The organism is Halomonas organivorans (genome assembly GCF_014192055.1).
GTDB lineage: Bacteria > Pseudomonadota > Gammaproteobacteria > Pseudomonadales > Halomonadaceae > Halomonas > Halomonas organivorans.
This window is the reverse complement of record NZ_JACHXM010000001.1, coordinates 218,420-237,931: the sequence shown is the minus strand read 5'-3', so window position 1 is coordinate 237,931 and position 19,512 is coordinate 218,420. Positions and strand designations below refer to the sequence as shown.

General features: G+C 59.8%; 19 protein-coding genes. 13 read left to right on the top strand and 6 right to left on the bottom strand.

All coding sequences use genetic code 11. From position 1 onward, the window contains the following. Positions 1-89: 89 nt before the first annotated feature. Positions 90-695 carry a LysE family translocator gene (locus tag FHR96_RS01005; protein WP_246392709.1) on the bottom strand — a complete coding sequence of 202 codons (606 nt, stop codon included), beginning with the start codon at positions 693-695 and terminating at the stop codon, positions 90-92. Between the two features lie 157 nt (positions 696-852). On the opposite strand from FHR96_RS01005, the gene FHR96_RS01000 reads away from it, so the two are divergent. Continuing rightward, a complete protein-coding gene (locus FHR96_RS01000; RefSeq protein ID WP_183385772.1) occupies positions 853-1,344 on the top strand; it encodes an Lrp/AsnC family transcriptional regulator in 492 nt (163 codons plus the stop codon). A gap of 134 nt (positions 1,345-1,478) precedes the next feature. On the opposite strand, the gene FHR96_RS00995 is transcribed toward FHR96_RS01000, so the two are convergent. Further along, a complete protein-coding gene (locus FHR96_RS00995; protein ID WP_183385771.1) occupies positions 1,479-2,432 on the bottom strand; it encodes a LysR family transcriptional regulator in 954 nt (317 codons plus the stop codon). A gap of 171 nt (positions 2,433-2,603) precedes the next feature. On the opposite strand from FHR96_RS00995, the gene FHR96_RS00990 reads away from it, so the two are divergent. The 4 genes from FHR96_RS00990 (at position 2,604) to FHR96_RS00975 (ending at position 6,962) form a co-directional block, all read left to right on the top strand. Further along, complete coding sequence (locus FHR96_RS00990; RefSeq protein WP_183385770.1) at positions 2,604-3,593, top strand: Bug family tripartite tricarboxylate transporter substrate binding protein; 990 nt, start codon at positions 2,604-2,606, stop codon at positions 3,591-3,593. A gap of 24 nt (positions 3,594-3,617) precedes the next feature. Further along, complete coding sequence (locus tag FHR96_RS00985; RefSeq protein ID WP_183385769.1) at positions 3,618-4,052, top strand: tripartite tricarboxylate transporter TctB family protein; 435 nt, start codon at positions 3,618-3,620, stop codon at positions 4,050-4,052. A gap of 34 nt (positions 4,053-4,086) precedes the next feature. Continuing rightward, the gene (locus tag FHR96_RS00980) at positions 4,087-5,580 is read left to right on the top strand and encodes a tripartite tricarboxylate transporter permease (RefSeq protein WP_183385768.1); all 1,494 of its coding nucleotides are present in this window, start codon (positions 4,087-4,089) and stop codon (positions 5,578-5,580) included. Positions 5,581-5,648: 68 nt separating this feature from the next. Further along, a complete protein-coding gene (locus FHR96_RS00975) occupies positions 5,649-6,962 on the top strand; it encodes an aminotransferase class V-fold PLP-dependent enzyme (RefSeq protein WP_221195651.1) in 1,314 nt (437 codons plus the stop codon). Between the two features lie 41 nt (positions 6,963-7,003). Here FHR96_RS00975 and FHR96_RS00970 read toward each other — a convergent pair whose 3' ends face one another. Beyond that, entirely contained in the window at positions 7,004-7,660 is a 657-nt protein-coding gene (locus FHR96_RS00970; protein WP_183385767.1) for a 5'-methylthioadenosine/S-adenosylhomocysteine nucleosidase, read from the bottom strand. Positions 7,661-7,830: 170 nt separating this feature from the next. Next, entirely contained in the window at positions 7,831-8,727 is an 897-nt protein-coding gene (locus FHR96_RS00965) for a LysR family transcriptional regulator (RefSeq protein WP_183385766.1), read from the bottom strand. A 231-nt stretch (positions 8,728-8,958) separates the two neighbouring features. Here FHR96_RS00965 and FHR96_RS00960 point away from each other — a divergent pair, with 231 nt between their 5' ends. The 4 genes from FHR96_RS00960 (at position 8,959) to FHR96_RS00945 (ending at position 12,408) form a co-directional block, all read left to right on the top strand. Further along, on the top strand, positions 8,959-9,600 hold the full coding sequence (locus FHR96_RS00960; RefSeq protein WP_183385765.1) for a glutathione S-transferase family protein: 642 nt from the start codon (positions 8,959-8,961) through the stop codon (positions 9,598-9,600). A 42-nt stretch (positions 9,601-9,642) separates the two neighbouring features. Beyond that, entirely contained in the window at positions 9,643-11,316 is a 1,674-nt protein-coding gene (locus tag FHR96_RS00955) for an FAD-binding oxidoreductase (RefSeq protein WP_221195650.1), read from the top strand. 107 nt (positions 11,317-11,423) lie between these two features. Next, positions 11,424-11,867, top strand: coding sequence for a GNAT family N-acetyltransferase (locus tag FHR96_RS00950; protein ID WP_183385764.1), 444 nt, complete (start codon positions 11,424-11,426; stop codon positions 11,865-11,867). Between the two features lie 196 nt (positions 11,868-12,063). Beyond that, positions 12,064-12,408 (top strand): DUF427 domain-containing protein, encoded by a 345-nt coding sequence (locus tag FHR96_RS00945; RefSeq protein WP_183385763.1) that lies wholly within the window; start codon positions 12,064-12,066, stop codon positions 12,406-12,408. A 261-nt stretch (positions 12,409-12,669) separates the two neighbouring features. Here FHR96_RS00945 and FHR96_RS00940 read toward each other — a convergent pair whose 3' ends face one another. Beyond that, positions 12,670-13,059, bottom strand: a complete 390-nt coding sequence (locus tag FHR96_RS00940; protein WP_183385762.1) for a MerR family transcriptional regulator — start codon at positions 13,057-13,059, stop codon at positions 12,670-12,672. 83 nt (positions 13,060-13,142) lie between these two features. Between FHR96_RS00940 and FHR96_RS00935 the strand changes: the two genes are divergently transcribed. From FHR96_RS00935 to istB, 3 genes are all read left to right on the top strand, one after another. Then, on the top strand, positions 13,143-13,832 hold the full coding sequence (locus FHR96_RS00935) for an RBBP9/YdeN family alpha/beta hydrolase (RefSeq protein WP_183385761.1): 690 nt from the start codon (positions 13,143-13,145) through the stop codon (positions 13,830-13,832). 480 nt (positions 13,833-14,312) lie between these two features. Beyond that, the gene (gene istA / locus FHR96_RS00930; RefSeq protein ID WP_183385760.1) at positions 14,313-15,494 is read left to right on the top strand and encodes an IS21 family transposase; all 1,182 of its coding nucleotides are present in this window, start codon (positions 14,313-14,315) and stop codon (positions 15,492-15,494) included. Then, positions 15,491-16,297, top strand: a complete 807-nt coding sequence (gene istB / locus FHR96_RS00925; protein WP_183385759.1) for an IS21-like element helper ATPase IstB — start codon at positions 15,491-15,493, stop codon at positions 16,295-16,297. The genes istA and istB overlap by 4 nt, the downstream gene beginning before the upstream one ends. Positions 16,298-16,338: 41 nt before the next feature. Here istB and FHR96_RS00920 read toward each other — a convergent pair whose 3' ends face one another. Next, positions 16,339-16,548: a nucleoside phosphorylase-I family protein gene (locus FHR96_RS00920; RefSeq protein WP_246392707.1), complete on the bottom strand. Its 210-nt coding sequence runs from the start codon at positions 16,546-16,548 to the stop codon at positions 16,339-16,341. Between the two features lie 424 nt (positions 16,549-16,972). Between FHR96_RS00920 and FHR96_RS00915 the strand changes: the two genes are divergently transcribed. Beyond that, positions 16,973-19,363 carry an SIR2 family protein gene (locus tag FHR96_RS00915; protein ID WP_183385758.1) on the top strand — a complete coding sequence of 797 codons (2,391 nt, stop codon included), beginning with the start codon at positions 16,973-16,975 and terminating at the stop codon, positions 19,361-19,363. Positions 19,364-19,512 lie beyond the last annotated feature (149 nt).

Here is a 19,512-nt window from a genome sequence, read left to right as displayed (position 1 = left end):
GGTCCAAGTCATTCTTTGGTGCTGGTTTTGGGAGAGGGCCGCCGGGACGCAACGTTGGCGTCTTGGCGCAGGACAAGGCCGCCTGCTCCTCAGGCGGCCAGGCGCAAGGCGAAGGCGATCATTAGCGAGCCGAAGGTCCAACGCTGCAGCCGCGTCCGCAGGGGGCTGCCGGCGAACCAGCGCTGCAGCGCGGCCCCCAGGGTGGCGTAGCCGGCATCGAACAACAGGCCTATGCCCACCAGCAGACCGCCCAGCAGGGTGAACTGCAGCAGCACGGGCCCCTCACCAGGAGACACGAACTGGGGCAGCAGCACCGAGCAGAACAGCAGCGACTTGGGATTGAGCAGGTTCGTCAGCAGGCCACGGCGCCAGGCGCGGCGGTGACCGTCGTCGAACATCCCCACGTTGGCCGCGTCGATGTTCGCCTTGGCGTCGGGCGAACGGAGCAGTTGCAGGCCGATCCAGGCCAGGTAGGCGCCACCCGCATAGCGCACCACATCGAAGGTCCAGGGCGCGGTGGCGAAGAGCGTAGCCAGCCCCAAGGCCGCCAGGGCCACGTGCAGGCCGCGCGCCACGGCAAGGCCGGCCGCGGTGGCCAGCGCCCGGGTGTGACCTTGCTGGCTGCCGGTTTGCAGCACCAAGAGCATGTCGGGCCCGGGCAGCAGGTAGACCGCCGCTAGGCCCCCGATGAACATCCACAGCTCCATAGCCTCGCCTCCCACCGTAGTGACACTTCTGCCTGGAACGCTGCCAGTCTAGCCTCGGAGGCGCCGGCAGGTCCTTGCGAAGTTGGTCCGGGAAATGGATAAAATTGGCATAAGATGCCAATGAATAAGATAGGATTGAAAATTAATGCCAATGTATCGGCTGGATACAATCGACCGGCGCATCCTGGCGGCGTTGCAGCGCGACGCTCGGTTGAGCAACGTGCAGCTGGCCGAGGAGGTGAACCTTTCGCCCTCTCCTTGCCTGCGACGGGTACGCCAGCTGGAGGCGGCGGGGCTGATCCGCGGCTATCACGCCGAGCTGGACCGTGGCGGGGCGGGCCTCGGCCTCACCGTCTTCGTCGGCATCAAGGTGGAGCGCCACCACGAGGCCGAGGCCAACGCCTTCCGCGAGGCGGTCGTGGCGCTGCCGGAGGTGGTCTCCGCCCACCTGGTGTCGGGGGAGTCGGACTTCCTGCTGCAGGTGGTGGTGGCGGACCTGGCGGACTACGAGCGTTTCCTGACCGGGACCCTGCTGCGCCTGCCGGGTGTCAGCGACATCCGCAGCAACTTCGCCATCCAGACCGTCAAGGAGTATGGCCCACTGCCGCTCACACGGCCCGAGGGCGAGGGTCGGTAGCCGCTGCCCGTCGGTCGACGTTCCTGAGCTCCGCCTTGCCGTCCGAGATTCCGCGCAGCACGACGAGTGGTAGGTCAGCGTGCAGGCGCGCGGGCAGGCGTAGCTCTCCATGTCCACCATGTCGGCGGCGAGGGCTACATGCCCTCGGAAGAATGCGATTCGCTACGCGATAGACTGTGTTCGGAGAAGAAAAAGGGGCTTGTGAAGTCGGCGGCACTGGCCAGCCGAAGGGCGAGCTCCTCGAACAGCGAGATGCGAACTCCCCCGTGGTATAGCGCGTAATAGCCGATCGTGGGTAAAGGGGGAGAGGTCTCGAGGATCTCCAGTCCTTGCTCGCGGGCGAAGCGTTGTACGCAAAGCTTGGGGAAAACGCTGATGCCACGCCCCGCTGCCACCAGGCCAACGAGTGCCAGCAGGTTATCGGCCGTGAGGTTGGAGGCGGTCATTCCCTGATGCGATAGCCAGCGATTGATGTCGTGCGCGAATCCGGAGCGCTTGCCTTGACTGATCAAGGGGTATCGTTCGAGTGCCCTGAACGAAACGGGGCTTGGATCTCCCACCAGGCCTTCTCTGGCCATGAAAGCCATCTCCACTTCTTCCAGCAGCTGGGCTTCTACTCCCGGCTGAGCGAAGGCCTCGGGAACCTGCGGTATGACCACCAAATCCAGCTCACCGTCCTGGAACTGCTGATACAGCGTACGGCTCATGTCGATGGTGATGTCTAAACGAATGTCGGGCCGCTCAGTGGTGTAATCACGAAGAAAGCCTGGAAGCCAGGTGAGGGCGGCCAGTTCGGTGAAGCCGATCCGCACGCGATGCAGCGTGCGATCGGGTTTCTCATTGAGCTCCAGAATCTGTTTCGCCCCCTCGAGCGTTGCATAGGCAAGTTCCAGCAGCCGTTCACCCTCCTCGGTGAGTCGTGCACTGCGGCGTGAGCGGTCGAACAGCGGCAGTCCGGTGGCCTGCTCCAGTTCGGAGATGCGCTTGGAGACGGTGGACTGCGTTGCGTTGAGGCGCTGGGAGGCACGCTCGAACGTGCCGAGTTCGACCACCTGGACGAACGTCTCGAGTTGCTTGAGTGTCAGCATCGCACGGCCAAAAGATGAATTTATAGAATGTTATCATATGAAATATATTCGCTTTTTTGAAAGAGTGAAATAGGGTTATCTAATCGACGAGTGCTTGCAGCGCCAGGCGAGAGGATTCCTCCAAGCGGCCTGCCTTGGTGACTCAATACAACAGCAACAAGGAGTAAGGTCATGAAGGCCCAACCCATTTCTATGCGCAAGATGATGCTAGGTGCGATGGCTACGCTGCTGACGAGTGGCCTGAGCACGGCAACGCTGGCGGCTGATTACCCCACCAAGCCGATTCAGATGATCGTCTCCTTTGGTGCCGGGGGCAGCACCGACACCATGGCGAGGATTTTCGCCAAGTATGCGGAAGAAGAACTCGGGCAGCGGGTGGTCGTGGTCAACAGGCCGGGTGCCGGCGGTGAGCTGGGCTGGGTACATCTTGCCAACGCCGAGCCGGACGGATACACCATCGGGCTGATCAACTCACCGGTGGTAGAGGTATACCCCTTCACCCGCGAGGAGACCGTCGGCTACTCCCTGGACGAGATTCGGCCGCTGGCCAATGTGGTGACCGACCCGGGGGTGCTGGCGGTCGCTGCCGACAGCCCCTATCAATCGTTGGACGACCTCGTCACCGCGGTGCAGGAAGATCCTGAATCAGTGGTGATTTCCCACGAAGGTGTCGGCGGGGATGACCATCTCGCGGCACTCAACTTTGCCGAAGAGGCCGGCATCGACCTCAGCTTCGTCTCCTATAACGGCAACGCCGAGGCGACCGCTTCGCTGTTGGGCGGCCACATCACCGCCTTCGAGGGCAACATGTCGGAAGCGGCGGCCCAGATCCAGGAAGGAAAGGTGCGTGGCCTGGCGGTATGGTCCGATGAGAGGGTCGAGGCCATTTCCGACGTTCCCACCGGGCAGGAGCAGGGCTACGACGTCCAGGCCGCCGCGTCGCGAGGCTTTGCCGTTCCGGCAGACGTCCCTCAACAGGTGTATGACACTCTCCTGGACGTGACTCGCGAGGTCGTCGAGAACCCAGCGTTTCGTGCCGAAATGGCCAAGCTCAACATGCCGGTCAATCCCATCTATGGCCAGCAATACGTCGACTTCATCCACGACAGTCATGATCGGCTGAAGGCGCTCTGGGAGAAGGATCCCTGGATCGAACAGTGATCGGGCAATCGGAGAGCGTATCCCATGAGTATCGATGCCATCGACCGTTGCGTCGCCGTTCTGGTAGGCGGGTTCTGTGCGGCTGCGATAGTCACCGGTTTGGGCATGCGTGGCGACGCGGGGATCTTCCCCGTGATCGCCGGCACGCTGGGGTTGCTGTCCTGCGCAGGGATCGCGCTCGGTAGCCTGCGCGGTCGTGCCCCTGATGAGCCGCCTGCGGCGTTACCTTGGCGGCGATTCCTCTGCTGGTGCCTGTGTGTGCTGGGGTTGCTGGGGCTGATGGTTACCGTCGGTACCTTCGTGGCATTGCCACTGTTCCTGCTGGCCAGTCTGCGCTGGCTGGGGCGCTTGCGATGGCCGGCGGCCCTGGTCATTGCCGTGGCGTTCTCGGCCCTGATCTACGTGGTCTTCGTGTATCTGTTGTCCGTGCCTCTGCCCACGAACCGGCTGATGGGCTAGCAACAGCCTGCGATCTCACTCGAGAGATTCCCCGATGGATGTATTACTGACTGCCTTCGGCAACGTGCTGACGCCGATGGCCTTGCTGACGCTGTTCCTCGGCACCCTGGCCGGCATGACGATCGGCTCGTTGCCGGGGCTCTCTTCGACGATGGGGGTCGCACTGTGCATCCCCATCACCTTCAACATGCCGCCGGATCTCGCCCTGATCCTGCTCGGCGCCGTTTACGTCAGCTCAGTCTATGGCGGCTCGGTAACGGCGATTCTGTTGCGCACGCCGGGCACGGACGCTTCCATTGCCACCGCGCTCGACGGCTATCCGTTGGCCAAGGCCGGGCGAGGCGGCGAGGCACTGGGCATGGCGACCCTGGCATCGCTGTTCGGGGGGCTGTTCAGCGTCGTCGTGCTGATGGCCATCGCACCGCCCTTGTCGACGGTGGCGTTGGCCTTCGGTCCCCAGGAATATACCGTGCTGGCGATCTTCGGGCTGGTCACCATCGTGGGCGTGGCATCGGATCGCCCGCTCAAGGGTGTGCTGTCGGCCGGAGTAGGGTTGGTGATGGCCTGCGTGGGCCTGGATGCGTTTACCGGTGTACAACGCTTCACCTTTGGCCAGGGTGAACTGTTCGAGGGCGTGCCGTTGCTGCCGGTACTGATAGGGCTGTTCTCGGTCTCCCAGGCCTTCAATCTTTGCGTGCCTGAGGGTGGCGGTGTGCTGGCCGAGAAGGGGCAGCCGCTCAAGGGGCGCGGCCTGCCTCTCTGGCGGGATATACGGCGCTGCTCGAGAACCCTGCTGCGCTCTTCCGTCATCGGTTCGGTGGTGGGGATTCTCCCCGGGGCCGGCACCAGCATCGCCTCCTTCATCTCCTACAACGAGGCGCGTCGACACTCCCCGGCACCCGACGGCTTCGGCAAGGGCGAGCTGGAAGGCGTCGCGGCATCGGAGTCGGCCAACAATGCCGTCACCGGGGGCACGCTGATTCCCACCCTGACGTTGGGCATACCCGGCAATGCGGTCACGGCGGTATTCGTCGGCGGCTTGACCATCCACGGCATGATTCCTGGCCCGAGCCTGTTCACCGATCACGCCGAAACGACCTACACCCTGATTCTTTCGCTGTTACTGGCCAATGTGCTTTTTGCCGCGCTTGGCCTGTGGCTGTGCCGATACCTGGTGGTGGTGACCAGGGTTCCAGGCGCGGTGCTGGGGCCGATGATTCTGGTCTTCAGCATGATCGGCACCTACGCGCTGCGTAATGAGATGTTCGACGTCTGGCTAGCCGTTGCCTTCGGCGTGGTGGGATTTTTCATGGAGCGCTGGCGTTATCCTGCCGCGCCCTTGGTGATTGCCTTGATCCTGGGCCCCATCCTCGAGGTCAACTTCCGTCGCTCGATGCAGATCTCCCACTGGGACCTGAGCACGTTCTTCACTCGCCCCCTGTCGATGACGCTTTGCTTGCTGGTGGTACTGGCACTGGCGTATCCGCTCTGGAACCAGTGGCGCCGCCGGCGCAGCGCCGCTCACTGACCGTTTTCCCCATCGTGCTTGCAATACGACCCGGGCATTCGTCTGCCCGGGCGACGGAGATATCACCCATGACAACGACTTCGGCCCCCATCATGTCCATTCCAAAGAACATCCCTGCGGAAGGGGTTCTTCTCCCTGACGCGCTGCTGAATCAGGTGCGAAATGCCTTCATGCACGTCGAAGCCTGCCCCTTTACGGGCAAGCGGGTTTTCTTCGAGAACGCCGGCGGGTCGTTGACGCTCAAGTCGGTCGTCGAGCGCAGCGCCGAGGTGGCTGGCATCCCCGATAATGAACATCGCGACAATCTCGCCTCCCAGGCGGTGTCGAAGATCGTGGCGGACGGGCGCAGCGACCTGGCCAGCTTCATGGGCGCCAGCAGCGGTGTCATTCTGGGCGGTGAAACGGGCACCGAATGCCTGTTCCGCGTCATCCGTGCGGCGGCACTTGCCGTCGAGACGGGTGGCAGCATCGTGGCCAGCTCGTTGGAGCATCCCGCCACCTATGATGCGACGGCCCACTGGGCGCGCCGTACCGGCCGCGACTGGATCGAGGTTCCCTTCGACCCGGAGACCGGGCGGGTGACAGCATCGCACTATGCGGACTGCGTGCGTCCGGATACCCGCATCGCGACCATACTGCATACCAGCCCGGTCACGGGCATGAGCATGGACGTTGCCGACATCGCGCGGACCATCCGTGCCGTCGCGCCCGAGTGCATGATCGTTGTCGACGGCATCCAGCATGCGCCGCATGGCTTCCTGAACGTCGATGACTATGATGTCGATGCCTACGTCATCTCGCCCTACAAGGCGTATTGCCGTTTCAACAACGGCTATGCCTGGCTGTCCGATCGCCTGAGCGTGATCGATCACGAGCGGTTATCCGGCAAGCCCGCGGATGCCTGGGAGTTGGGCAGCCGTGACCCCTCGGCCTTGGCTGGCGTCAGCGAGATGGTCGACTACCTCGTCTGGCTTGGCAGCAGCTTCACCGAGGCGCCTACGCGCAGAGACCGCCTGGTTGCCGCTGGTCAGGCGATGCGCGCTCACGAACGCGCCCTGGTGCATCGATTGCTGGAAGGCGGAGCCGGCCTGCCGGGACTGGGCGACTATCCTGGCGTGCATCTCATCGGTCCGGGTGACTCTCCCTACCGCGAAGGGGTGGTATCGTTTGCCGTCGACGACCTCGATGCCAAGCATGTCGTCGCCGAGCTCGGGGCGCGCGGCATACGCGTCCACGCGCGAAGTGACGACGTCTTCTCGGGCAACATTCTGCGCCCTTTGGGGCTCAAGGCGGTCACCCGCATCTCCCTGGCACACTACAACAGCGTGGAGGAAGTCGACGCTTGCCTGGCCGCCTTGGCTCAGGTGTTGCCGCGGGGCTGAGGCATCGAGATGCCGCGACCCGCGCGTGGAAAGGTGGCGCCTCAGCGCGGCAACAAGCTTTCGCCGATGGCCTCGCCCAGCCTATCCACCGCGGCGGCCAGCTTCTCGTCGATGACGTGGAGATACTCCGTCCAGTCGTCGACGTGGTTGAGCTCCGCCTTGCCGTCCGAGATCCCGCGCAGCACGACGAGCGGTATGTCGAAGCGCGTGCAGGCGCGCAGGCAGGCGTAGCTCTCCATGTCCACCATGTCGGCGGCGATGGCGGCATAGGCCGCGCCCGAGACGATGTTGGCGCCGGTCGAGAGCGTTGCCTCGGCAATCCCGGGAATGCGCAGTGGCAGGGGCAGGATGGCCGGCAGGTCGAGGAAGGGCGTGACGCCTTTCTCGAAGCCGAGCGGCGAGGCGTCCATGTCGCGGTAGGCGACAGACGTCGCCTGATAGACCTCGGTCTGCTCCAGCGTCCGGCTGCCCGCCGAGCCCAGCGACACCACCAGGTCCGGTCGCCGCCCGCACGCCTCCAGTTCGGCCAGCGCCGCGGTGAGCTCCACCGCCGCCTCCACCGGCCCCACGCCGGTCATGAAGGGCGTGAAACGCGCCTTCAGATGCGGGCCGTATTCGGCGTCCGCCGCCATCACGAAGAGCACGGAGCGGCCGCCGAGTTCCGTCAGCGGCGCCAGTGAGCGTGGTGTCTGGTTCATTCCGAGCGTCTCCCTTGGCCCATGATGTCCACCATCATGGCGGGTGGGGGCGTTGGCGCCAAGGTTTCAAGGATGTGCAGGTAACGCCTCGAGGGCTCGTCTAATGGCTCATATCGCCGCCGCCATGGTGGACCCGCTCGCCTATGTGCTGACGGCTTGCCCCCAAGCCATTACTGCAGTATCTCGATGCGACGCAGCTGCGGCGCGGCGAAATCGATGAAGGCTCTCACCTTGGCCGCGGCCCGTCGCCCCTCCACGTGCACGAGGTGGATCGGAAGCGGGGCGGGTTCGTGGGCCTCCAGCACCGTCTCGAGCTCGCCGGACGCGAGGTCGGGGCCGACCTGATAGGACAGCACCCGGCACAGCCCCCAGCCCCGCCTGGCGATGCCGATGGCCACCGCCACGCTGCTCACCGAGAGCTGGGGATTCACCCTGACCGTCTCGGTGCCATCCGCGCCGAATCGCCACTCGCGCGACGGCGCGGCCGTGGCCAGCGAGACGACACGATGCGAGGCGAGGTCGCTCGGCCGCTGCGGGCGCCCCCGGGCGGCGAAATAGTCCGGTGAGCCGCAGATCACGCGCCGAACCTGCCCGATGCGCACCGCGGTGAGCTCGGAGGAGGGCAGGTGGCCGATGCGTACGGCGAGATCGAAGCCTTCCTCGACCAGGTTGACGATGCGGTCGAGCATCAGCACCTCGGCGCGCACCTGGGGATGACGGTCCAGGAAATCGGTGATCAGCGGCGTGACATAGATGCGCCCGAACTCCTGGGGGCAGGTGATGCGCAGCTGCCCGACGGGCGTGTTGGCTGCCCCCGAGGCGGCGTCGTCGGCCGCCTGGAGCTGGGCGAGAATGTCGCGCACTTCCGCGAGGTACGACCGGCCGACGTCGGTCAGCCGCACGCGCCGGGTCGAACGGGTGAACAGCCGCGCGCCGAGCGCGGTCTCGAGCGTGTTGATGGCGCGGGTGGCCGAGGGCGCGCTGAGCCCGGTGGCGCGGGCGCCTTGGGCAAAGCTCTCCGCCTCGGCCACGGCGACGAACACTGTCAGGGCCTGCAGACGATCCATGGGCGCTCGATGGTGTCGGGGAAACGCAGCGTTTCGGGGTTCAGATAGTTTCAGTATTCAAAATAGTGCCTTTCATTGCAGGCATATTCTTTCATGAATTTCCGGTGAGTAAAGTGGGCGCCACGAACTCGCCGCATCGCTGGCGCCCGCCCTGCATGGCGGAGGCAGGGCGCTCGCGGTTCGGTGCCGAGGTCCCGCGGGACCCGTCTCGTCACTGGAAGGAGCCCTGTCATGATGCACGCCAATGCCCTCAACGACGCCCCCGTGAAGCTCTATCGCAACCCCAAGTCGGGCCATTGCCACCGCGTCGAGCTGATGCTCGCGCTGCTGGAGGTGCCCTACGAGAACGTCGACCTCGACATGGCCAACGGCGCCCACCGCGAGCCCGGCTATCTGGCGATCAGCCCGCTGGGGCAGGTGCCGGCGATCGATGACAACGGCATCACCCTGGCGGACTCCAACGCCATCATCACCTACCTGGTCGAGCGCTACGGCGAGCCCGCTACCTGGATCGGCACCGATCCGCTCGAGAAGGCGCGGGTGCAGCGCTGGCTCTCCATCGCAGCCGGTGAGATCGCCGCCGGCCCCTGCGCCGCACGCCTGGTCACCGTGTTCGATGCGCCGCTCGATCACGAGGCCGCCAAGGCCAAGGCGCACGAGCTGCTGGCGATGATCGACACCCACCTCGACGGCCGCGACTGGCTGGCGGCCGACAGGCCGACGCTGGCCGACATCGTGGGTTACAGCTACATCGCCCACGCCCCCGAGGGCGGCGTGAGTCTCGCGCCCTACCCGAACATTCGCGCCTGGCTCTCTCGCATCGAGGCGCTGCCTCGCTTCATCGGCATGGCGCGCTCGCCGTCACTCGCCTGAGCCGGGGCGCTCCGAGACCACGACATTCGAGAGGGAGCCGACATGACAGCCGATATGACGTCTCGGCACGACACGCCTTTCCATGCGGGAGAGCTCGAGGCCCAGCGGCGCGCCGGCGTGGAACACATCGCCCGCTCGGCTGGCGGCTTCATTCGCGACCGCATGCCCGAGCAGCACCGGGAGTTCTTCAGCGCCTTGCCCTTCGTGGTCGTATCCGCCGGCGACGCACAGGGGCGCCCGTGGGTGACGATGCTTGAGGGGGAGGACGGCTTCATCGCCTCGCCCGATCCGCGCACGCTGAGCATCGCCGCCACGCTCGCCGAACACGATCCGCTGGCCGAGGCCATTGGCGCTGGGACCGAGATCGGCATGCTCGGGATCGAACTGGCCACGCGGCGGCGCAACCGGGCCAACGGCAGGATGCGCCCCGCGGGCGATGCCTTCGTCGTCGAGGTGAGACAGAGCTTCGGTAACTGCCCGCAATACATCCGCGAACGCGAATGGCGGCGGGTCGAGCCATCGCCCGCCGGCGCGCGGGTATCGCACCGGCTCGAGGCGTCGCAGCGCGCACGTATCGCCTCGGCCGACACATTCTTTATCGGAACCGGTGTCAGTGCCGACGCGGATGCGGCTGCCGGCGGCGAGAACCCGACCCGCGGGTACGACGCGTCGCATCGCGGCGGCGAGCCCGGCTTCGTCCGCGTGCTCGATGAGCGGACCCTGCAGATCCCGGACTACGCCGGCAACAACTTCTTCAACACGCTCGGCAACCTGCTCCGCGACCCGCGCGTGGGGCTGCTGTTCGTCGACTTCGAGACGGGCGGCATGCTGCAGCTCACCGGCCGAGCCAGGATCGACTGGGCGCCACGGGCCAGCCACGACCCCCATGCGCAGCGCCTGATCGAAGTGACGCTGGAGCGCGTCGTGGACCGCCCGGCGGCGCTGGCGCTGAGATGGAATCGGCAAGACGAGGCGCCGCTGCGGCTCGAGGTCATCGACAAGGTGGCCGAAAGCGACCGCATCACCTCCTTCCACCTGGGCGATGCCGACGGCGGCAGGCTGCCGCCCTTCGAGGCCGGCCAGCACCTGGCGGTCGAACTGGCGATCCCGGATCGGCCGGGGCGGGTCGGGCGCAGCTATTCGCTCTCGGGCTCGCCGTACGCCGAGCGCTACCGGCTCAGCGTCAAGCGCGAGGACAACGGCCTCGCCTCGCGCTTCCTGCACGACCGGCTCGAGGTCGGCGACCGCATCTCGGCGCGCCCGCCCGCGGGGGCGTTCGTCGTGCCGCCGTCGCGCGACCCGCTGGTGCTGGTCAGCGCCGGCGTGGGCATCACCCCGATGCTGGCGATGCTGCACCAGCTCGTGGCCGAGAACGCCGACCGCCCCGTGTGGTTCGTGCATGGCACGCAGCATGGCCAAACGCACGCCTTCCGGACCGAGGTCGAGGAACTGGTGGCCGCGTCCGACGCCAACGCGAGCCGCATCCACTCTCGCACTTGCTACAGCGCGCCGCGCGCGGAGGACCAGGCCGGCCTCGACTATCAGGCCCAGGGGCGGATCACGGCCGGCGATCTCGTCGCCCTCGGGGCGGGGCCCGAGGCGCGCTACCTGCTGTGCGGCCCGGTGGGGTTTCTCGCCGAACTGAGCGCCGGTCTGGAGGCCGAGGGCATCGGCGCCGAGCGGATCGACTTCGAGACCTTCGGCCCCGCGGGATGACGGCGGTACACGCCGCTCACCGGCGCGTTCATCATTTGACACCGGCAGGCGGTATGGCGTCTTTTATCGGCGGGGTAGCCGTACATGATGCAGGCAGGGAGTGTTCGATGAACGTCGAGAGCGTAGGGAAACAAGATTATCGGGAGCTGCTGGACGTCTGGGAGGCATCGGTCAGGGAGACGCATGACTTCCTGCGCGAACAGGATCTCCTGGAGCTGAAGCCCCTCATCTACGAGCAGTATTTCGGCGCGGTTGACCTGACCTGTGTCAGGGGTGAAAGCGGTGAAATCCTCGGCTTCTGCGGCGTGCACGACGGCAACATCGAGATGCTGTTCATCGCGCCGCATGCGCGCGGCGAAGGCATCGGCTCCTTGCTGCTGGATGACGCGGTGACCGTCCAAGGCGCCACCAAGGTGGACGTCAATGAACAGAACCCACTGGCGCTGGGCTTCTACCAGCACAAGGGGTTTGCCGTCAGGGACCGCTCACCGCTCGACGGGCTGGGCAAGCCCTATCCGCTGCTGCATATGGAGCTGGTGAGTACGCAGTGAAGGGCGCCCACGCGGCTAGACTATCGACACCACCAGTTTCGTCAGTGGCGCCAAGCGTGTTGGCACGGTGGCTGCCCAGCGAACGTCCCCGTAAGACCGACCTGGGTCAAAAGCCTAAGCAAAATTGTCACCAGGCGATGACATTCTGAGTCCCTCGTTCTAGGCTGAAAGATCAGCCAACCAGCAAGGGACTGCCATGGCCGATCACACCACTGAGCCCCGCATTACCCTGCACCCGCATACCCGGCGGGTGCGCATCCTTGCTGGCGACACCCTGATCGCCGATACCTGCAGCGCCATTGAGCTGCGCGAGAAAGGCTATCCACACCGCCAGTATTTGCCCAGAGAGGATGTGGATATGTCGAGGCTTTCGATTTCCTCCACCGTCACCCACTGCCCCTTCAAGGGCGAAACCACCTATTACTCGCTTTCTGATATCGCCGATGTGGCCTGGAGCTATGAACGGCCGGTCGACGACATGCAGGCGATTGCCGGGCTGCTAGCTTTTGATACGGACAAGGTGGCGGAGATTGTGGAATGACACGCCAAGAGTGGCCTAAGACGGTTTTCGTAGGAGCGCAGCTTGCTGCGCGAGGGGGCGGTGGCTTCTGGCTCGAGCCCGATGCCCAGGAAATAAAGCCGGCACGTTTATCGGTGTTATGTTGCCAAGCTATACTTAACATCTTTGTTTTTCAAAAGGTTACATGCAATCTGTTGCGCTCGTTTATTGACTTGAACGCGCCGGCGCGTTCAAGTCAATAAACGAGCCGGCTATCTAATACCTGTTATGTGCACCTGTTACCTATCTCAAGTTTGCTTGAGAGCTTTCATCCTGTTCTGGAATCAAATCATATAAAAAGCCTGCTACTGCATTGCGGCTATTGTTTAGTTCTCTTAGTTTCACATCTAGCTTTTCTAATTCCTTCTGTAAAACAGCCTTAACTTCAGAGCAACCAACAAACTGCGGGTGTGTCTCTTTATCTGATAGGCAGGGTAATAAGATTTTAATATTCTTTAGCGTCATACCCGCCTCGTTCAGGTTGCGAATATGGCGCGCTAATGCTATTGAGCTTCTATTGTATATACGATATCCCGCATTGGAGCGCTCTGGCTCAAGCAAACCCTCTTGCTCGTAGTAACGTAGCATCCGTTGGCTGATACCCGTCTGCTCCGATAATTCTCCAATTCGCAAAATAATTCTCCTAGAGGCTTGACCTTGACAGTACTGTCAGGGTTTAGGATAGCACGAGTTGAATAGATAAAGGAAACATAAATATGAACATGCTTAACATCAAGAAAAATCTATCGATGGCAGTACAACAGTCATTTCTATTCATGTTTTCACTCTGGTTAACAACCACATCACCTACATCCTATGCATCTGAAAAGAGTTTATCAATGAGCGAATATAATGTGTATATTATCCACGGATTCATGGCCACTCCTGATGATCATTGGTTTCAATGGCTAAAAGATAAACTAGAAGAACGTGGGATTGCAGTTAATATATTGGCTTTGCCCGATTCATTTTCACCTGATCCAATGATTTGGCAGAAAACACTGGAGGAAAATATCGATAGGTTAAATGAAAAGACCTTCTTAGTGGCACACAGTTTAGGCTGTGTATCGTTATTGAGTTACCTAGACGATAGGGAGGAAGACAAACCTATCGGTGGATTGATTTTGGTATCGGGTTTCGTCGCTCCTCTACCAGAACTACCTCAACTGAATAGCTTTGTTGACCACCAGGTTAACTTTGAAAAAATTATTAAAGTAGCTCCTCAACGAGCAGTGGTTGGATCACCTCAAGACCCAATTGTTCCTTACAGCTTAACTGAGGCGCTAGCCAGTGATTTGAGCGCAGATTTATACTCAATTGATGGTGCCGGTCACTTTCTAGCTGAGGATGGCTACGACTCATTCCCCCAGTTGTTAGATACGCTGTTGAAAATGACTTCCAAGTAAATGAATTCGGGCACTATAACAAATAAAGGCACCGGACGCTTCCAGCGCCGGTGCTTTAAGCGTTAGGCGAAAAAAGGAGGAGGTATATGCCAGAACAGAAAGGATGGCCAAGAAATCTAAGCACCGGTCCATATGGTGGGCAGTCAACGGGCCCCGGAGGTGGTCTCTCTACCGGTCCGCGCGGAGGAGCATCAACAGGCCCCGGAGGTGGAATGTCCACGGGCCCAGGTGGCGGCCTTTCGACTGGCCCGGGCGGAGGTATGTCAACTGGTCCCGGCGGAGGACTATCTACCGGTCCTGGTGGAGGCCTTTCTACTGGTCCGGGTGGCGGGCTTTCTACCGGCCCCGGTGGCGGTTTGTCTACCGGACCAGGAGGAGTGTCGACGCCGGAGCTATAAGTCCGTAAATCATCAAAACAGATTGTCCCCCCGACCCGCATGACCTTTCCTTGCTGGTGACCAAACCCGTAAGGATCGCGCCATGCTGAGCCGAGAGGACTTTCTCATGATAAAGCAACTTCACCAGCGAGGCGCTCACCTCGTGGACATTGCCCATCAGATCGGCTGCTGTGAACGCACCGTGCGCCGCCACCTGGGCCGCGAGGCAGCGCCAACGGGACGATCGGCCAGGCCGCGAGCGAGCAAGCTGGATCCCTACAAGCCGATCATCGATCAGCTGCTGGCCGACAACGTCTGGAACGCCGAGGTGATCTTCCAGCTGATCCGTGAGCAGGGCTACAGCGGCGGCGTCACGATCGTGCGGATGTACATCCAGCCCAAGCGGGCCCTGAGGCCAAGCAAGCAAACGGTGCGATTCGAGACTCAGCCCGGCTTCCAGCTCCAGCACGACTGGGGCGAGATCGAGACGATCGTCGCTGACCAGCGCTGCAAGGTCAGCTTCGCCGTCAACACGCTGGGTTACTCGCGCCGCTTCCATGCCTGGGCGGCTCTCAGCCAGGATGCCGAGCACACCTACGAGGCGCTGGTGCAGGCCTTCCGCCACTTCGGCGGCGTGCCGCGCACGGTGCTGGTCGATAACCAGAAGGCGGCGGTGCTGAAGCATGACCGCGACCACCGCGTCATCTTCAACGCTGGTTTCCTGCAACTGGCCAACCACTACGGTTTCGCGCCCAAGGCCTGCCGGCCGCACCGCCCTCGTACCAAGGGCAAGACCGAGCGCATGGTCGGCTACGTGAAGCAGCACTTTTTCCAGCGCTATCGGGCGTTCGAGAGCATCGCCCATCTCAATCAGCTGCTCCAGCAGTGGCTGGAGCGGGTCGCCGATGAACGACCGTTGCGCCAGTTCCGTCAGACACCGGCGGAGCGCTTTGAGGAGGAGCGGAAGGCGCTGCAAGGCCTGCCCGCCAGCGACTTCGATACCCGCTACCACGACCTGCGCCAGGTCGGCTGGGACGCTTACATCGAGGTTCGCGGCAATCGCTACAGCGTGCCCGACGCCTACTGCGGTCAGGCGGTCGTGATCCGCCTGAGCCTGGATGACGAACTGACCGTCTACAGCGCGGCCGGCGAGGCCATCGCTCAGCATCGCCTCCAGACGGTGCAGGCCGGTTGGTGCTCGGTACCGGAGCACCATGCCGCCCTCTGGCAGCAGACCCTGTCGGTGCAGCAGCGTGACCTGCGGGTCTACGAGGAGGTGCTGTGATAGCCCTGGACCAGTTGCTCAGCCGCCTGAAGATGGACCACCTACAGGCCTCGCTCGACAGCCTCTGCGAACACGCCAGCAAGCAGGACCTGAACTACCGCGAGTTCCTCGAGCAGGCCCTGGCCCAGGAATGGGGCGGCCGACACCAGAAGGGACTGGAGTCCCGGCTGAAGCAGGCGCGACTCCCCTGGATCAAGACCCTGGAGCAGTTCGATTTCAGCTTCCAGCCGAGCATCGATCACAAGATCGTGCGCGACCTGGCCGGCCTGGGCTTCGTCGAACGTAGCGAAAACGTGGTGCTGCTCGGACCGCCTGGCGTGGGGAAAACGCATTTGGCCGTGGCGTTAGCGGTGAAGGCCGCTGAAGCCGGTCACCGCGTGCTGTTCATGACCCTGGATCGGCTGGTCAGCACCCTGGTCCGAGCGCGTCAGGAGAACCGCCTCGACCGGCAACTCCAGCAGTTGACCTATCCGAAGGTGCTGGTCCTGGACGAGATGGGCTACCTGCCGATGACCCGAGAGGAAGCCAGCCTCTTCTTCCGACTGATCAACCGGCGCTACGAGCGAGCCAGCACCATCGTGACCTCGAACAAGTCGTTCATGGACTGGGGCGAAATCTTCGGTGATCAGGTCATCGCCACGGCCATCCTGGATCGGCTGCTGCATCACTCGACCACCCTGAACATCAAAGGAGAGAGCTACCGGCTGAAGGACAAGCGTCGAGCCGGATTGGTGACGACACCCACAACGAAGGAGGAAGGCGCCTCACACGAGGCTGGATCAGAACCGATGAAAGAGCACTGATGAAAACCGGACAATCTGAATTGATGAAATCCGGACAACCTTCATTGGCGTTGACACTGCTCCAGCGTCCGGCTGCCCGTCGAGCCCAGCGAGACCACCAGGTCCGGCCGTTGCCCGCGCGCCGCAAGCTCCGCCAGGGCCGCGGTGAGTTCCACCGCTGCCTCCACCGGCCCCACGCCGGTCATGAAGGGCGTGAACCGCTCCCGCAGATGCGGCCCGTATTTGGCGTCCGCCGCCATCACGAAGAGCACGGAGCGGCCGCCCAGCGTCGTCAACGGTGCCGGTGCGCGTGGTGTCTGGTTGATCCCGAAGTCTCCCGCAGCTGATAAAGGCCACCATCATGGCGGGCAGGCGCGTTGGCGCCTAGCGGGCGAGGGCTTGGGAGGGACGAGCGGTTCATTCCCGGGAGACCGATGTAGATCAAAGGCCTAAGTGAAATTGTCACTAAGCGGTGACATTCTGTGCCCCTCGTTCTAGGCTGATGGATCAGCCGATTCGCAAGGGAACTGCCGATGGCCGATCACCCCGCTGAGCCCGCATGTATCCTACATCTGCATACCCAACGGGTGCGCATCCTTGATGGTGACACGTTGATCGCCGATACCCGTCATGCCATTTTAGAATTGGGGACTATCCCTGATTACGCTTAGTTTTTATCTTCATAGGTGAATTAAATTGGAAATATTCAATCATGACGATGTAAATCTTGTAGAAATTCTTTCTGGTTATTTTAAAGATGCAACGCTGGTTCCTGTTCTTGGGGCTGGGTTTACAGTTGGAGAGCCTTCCAAAGGCGGGCAAAAGGTTCCTAATGGCGAAGGCTTTAAAAAGATTATGTTAAGCCAGCTGGAAAAACACGGGTCTGGCTTCTCACATCAAGATATTGAGAAGCTAAGTAGTGAACATTTCTCAGAAGTTGCTGATTTTTATTTTGATCCAGGTGAAATGCCCGAAGATGTTGTCACTGACACATTAAGAAGCCATTTTTATGGCGTTTCTTTGGGGAGTGCCAAGAAGTCTTTTCTTAACGAGATTGAGTGGAAGTATATTTACACGCTTAATATCGATGATGCGATAGAGTCACATTCGGAATTTCTGCCTATTTATCCTTATGACGACAGCCTGTCAGATAAGTCACGGCATTACAAACCAGTTTATAAGCTTCATGGAGATATATACTACGAGCTGACGCATGATAAAGGCAGGCTGGTTTTTAGGAAAGCGTCATATCTGGCAAGTATAGAAAGTAACAAGAGAATGTTAGAGTTACTTGAAGAAGATATGTTGGCAAAAAATATAATTTTTTTGGGCTGTTCATTGAAAGATGAAGATGATATTGCTTACCTTGTGGCATCTCGTGAAATGGAAGGAAAAAAAGAGACGAGAAGGATTGTTTTTTCAGACAAAGAGCCAGATATTATAGAAAAGAAGAAGCTCAGGCGTCATGGTGTTAATACGATAATTATTCATGAAAAAGGTGAGTTTTGGCAAATATATGATCTCATTGATAAGGCGTATAAAGCGTCTGCTGATTCTGATGGGGAGATGAAAAGTTATCTATTGGACTTGAGGGTTCTTGGGAAAGATGAGTCTTCAAACAAGGCACACATTATATCTGGTGTTGATAATTTAGGGATGGCGCCATCTGATAATGGTGAAATCCTTCCTTACTACTATGGTGGGCGTAGTAAAGAAAGAGAGGTTTTGTCTCTTATCAAAGAAGGTGGGATAGTAGTTCTTTCTGGAGGGAGAGTGTCAGGTAAGACCTTGATGGCAAGGTCTGTGGCTAACTCAATTGCAGACAAGAGTGTTTATTATATAAACACTGGTACTTATCTTGATACACCATATCTTCACAAGCTTATCTCAAAAAAAAATTCGGTCATTGTGTTTGATGCAAAGACACTTGACTATGCTATGACTGAGATTTTGAGAAAGAATCAAGCTAGTATTATTGAAAACTCAACTTCCATACTGGTTGTTTTGGATAGTGATGACTCTCTCATGGTAGAAAGTCTCTCAAATCATAAGTTAAATCCGCCTCCTGTGGTTGAATTGAGCGGAAAACTTAGCAAGTTAGAGACAGATGCTGCTAATAAGAAGCTAAAAGAGGTTCGGTGCCCTGCTTTTAAGCTTGGAAGAAATATCCTGGATAACATTTTCCAAGCTTACTCGACTCTTGGGCAAAACAATGTGGTGAAGAGAGTCCCCAAGACAGCTTTGCTTATGAAATTGCTGTATGTTTTGGGAGTTACTAGAAGATTTGATGGTGATTGGGTTAAATATTTAAATGTTTCACACGGAGACGTTGATGCTCTGGTCGAATCTCTTTCTCCTTACTTGGGGTATGAGAAAACATATGCATCAGAAAGATCTAGTCATGCAGGATATAAGCTGATATCGCATTCAGATGCATGGCTAATGGCTGTTATTCTAGAAATTTATCGGGCTAGAGGAGTTTCATGGTGTGGTGAAACTCTTTTTAATCTTTATGTAGAAGTTTCAAAAAGGGATCGACGTCTTGCAATAGAGCTGAGTAAGTTTGATAGCTTGAATTCAGTATTTAGAGGAGATCGTCCGGGAGCATCAGAGCTTATTTTAGGCGTTTACGATAGACTTGAGGCTATATGGGGTGAAGAGCCTGAGTTTTTTGTGCAGAAGGCTAAGGCATATTACAATATGTACCGTGATGAAGATGTTGAAAGTGTTTTGGGTCAACGGTTATCGGAGCTTGAAGTGGCTGCTTCTTGGGCTGAAGCCGAGGGTGATTCTAATGCAGAAAGAAACATAAGACATATTAGTGTTTTGGTTTCCCTTCGTCGTGCATATGAAAATAAATTTAGAGATTTTGAATATATGGCAGATGCTGTTGATAAGACGGCTCTTGCGATTGAAAGAGAGAGTGTTAATTCACGGTATGTTAAGCAGCTCGCTGATGGAAAGCTTCGTGGTAGTTTGTATCTTAAGAAATTGCTTGATAAGTTAGATGCTGGTAGTGGCTTTGATATGAGGGTGTTGTCTTTCAAAGATAAAGTGGGTGTTATCAGGGGGAGGGTTGACCTTTAACATTGCTGGCCTTTTTTGGTGGAATATTTCCATATGCAATCTGCTTTGATTTTTAGTCGACCAGCAGGTTTTGGAGATTGGTGCTCCTTTCTTGTTATTTAGGAGCACACATATCAAATGTGAAAAGTCATGTGAGGCGATTGGTCTTG

Coding starts and splice junctions, on each gene's coding strand:
- FHR96_RS01005 (WP_246392709.1), bottom strand. CDS start 695: ATGTTCATCGGGGGCCTAGCGGCGGTCTACCTGCTGCCCGGGCCCGAC.
- FHR96_RS01000 (WP_183385772.1), top strand. CDS start 853: ATGCCAATGTATCGGCTGGATACAATCGACCGGCGCATCCTGGCGGCG.
- FHR96_RS00995 (WP_183385771.1), bottom strand. CDS start 2,432: ATGCTGACACTCAAGCAACTCGAGACGTTCGTCCAGGTGGTCGAACTC.
- FHR96_RS00990 (WP_183385770.1), top strand. CDS start 2,604: ATGAAGGCCCAACCCATTTCTATGCGCAAGATGATGCTAGGTGCGATG.
- FHR96_RS00985 (WP_183385769.1), top strand. CDS start 3,618: ATGAGTATCGATGCCATCGACCGTTGCGTCGCCGTTCTGGTAGGCGGG.
- FHR96_RS00980 (WP_183385768.1), top strand. CDS start 4,087: ATGGATGTATTACTGACTGCCTTCGGCAACGTGCTGACGCCGATGGCC.
- FHR96_RS00975 (WP_221195651.1), top strand. CDS start 5,649: ATGACAACGACTTCGGCCCCCATCATGTCCATTCCAAAGAACATCCCT.
- FHR96_RS00970 (WP_183385767.1), bottom strand. CDS start 7,660: ATGAACCAGACACCACGCTCACTGGCGCCGCTGACGGAACTCGGCGGC.
- FHR96_RS00965 (WP_183385766.1), bottom strand. CDS start 8,727: ATGGATCGTCTGCAGGCCCTGACAGTGTTCGTCGCCGTGGCCGAGGCG.
- FHR96_RS00960 (WP_183385765.1), top strand. CDS start 8,959: ATGATGCACGCCAATGCCCTCAACGACGCCCCCGTGAAGCTCTATCGC.
- FHR96_RS00955 (WP_221195650.1), top strand. CDS start 9,643: ATGACAGCCGATATGACGTCTCGGCACGACACGCCTTTCCATGCGGGA.
- FHR96_RS00950 (WP_183385764.1), top strand. CDS start 11,424: ATGAACGTCGAGAGCGTAGGGAAACAAGATTATCGGGAGCTGCTGGAC.
- FHR96_RS00945 (WP_183385763.1), top strand. CDS start 12,064: ATGGCCGATCACACCACTGAGCCCCGCATTACCCTGCACCCGCATACC.
- FHR96_RS00935 (WP_183385761.1), top strand. CDS start 13,143: ATGAACATGCTTAACATCAAGAAAAATCTATCGATGGCAGTACAACAG.
- istA (WP_183385760.1), top strand. CDS start 14,313: ATGCTGAGCCGAGAGGACTTTCTCATGATAAAGCAACTTCACCAGCGA.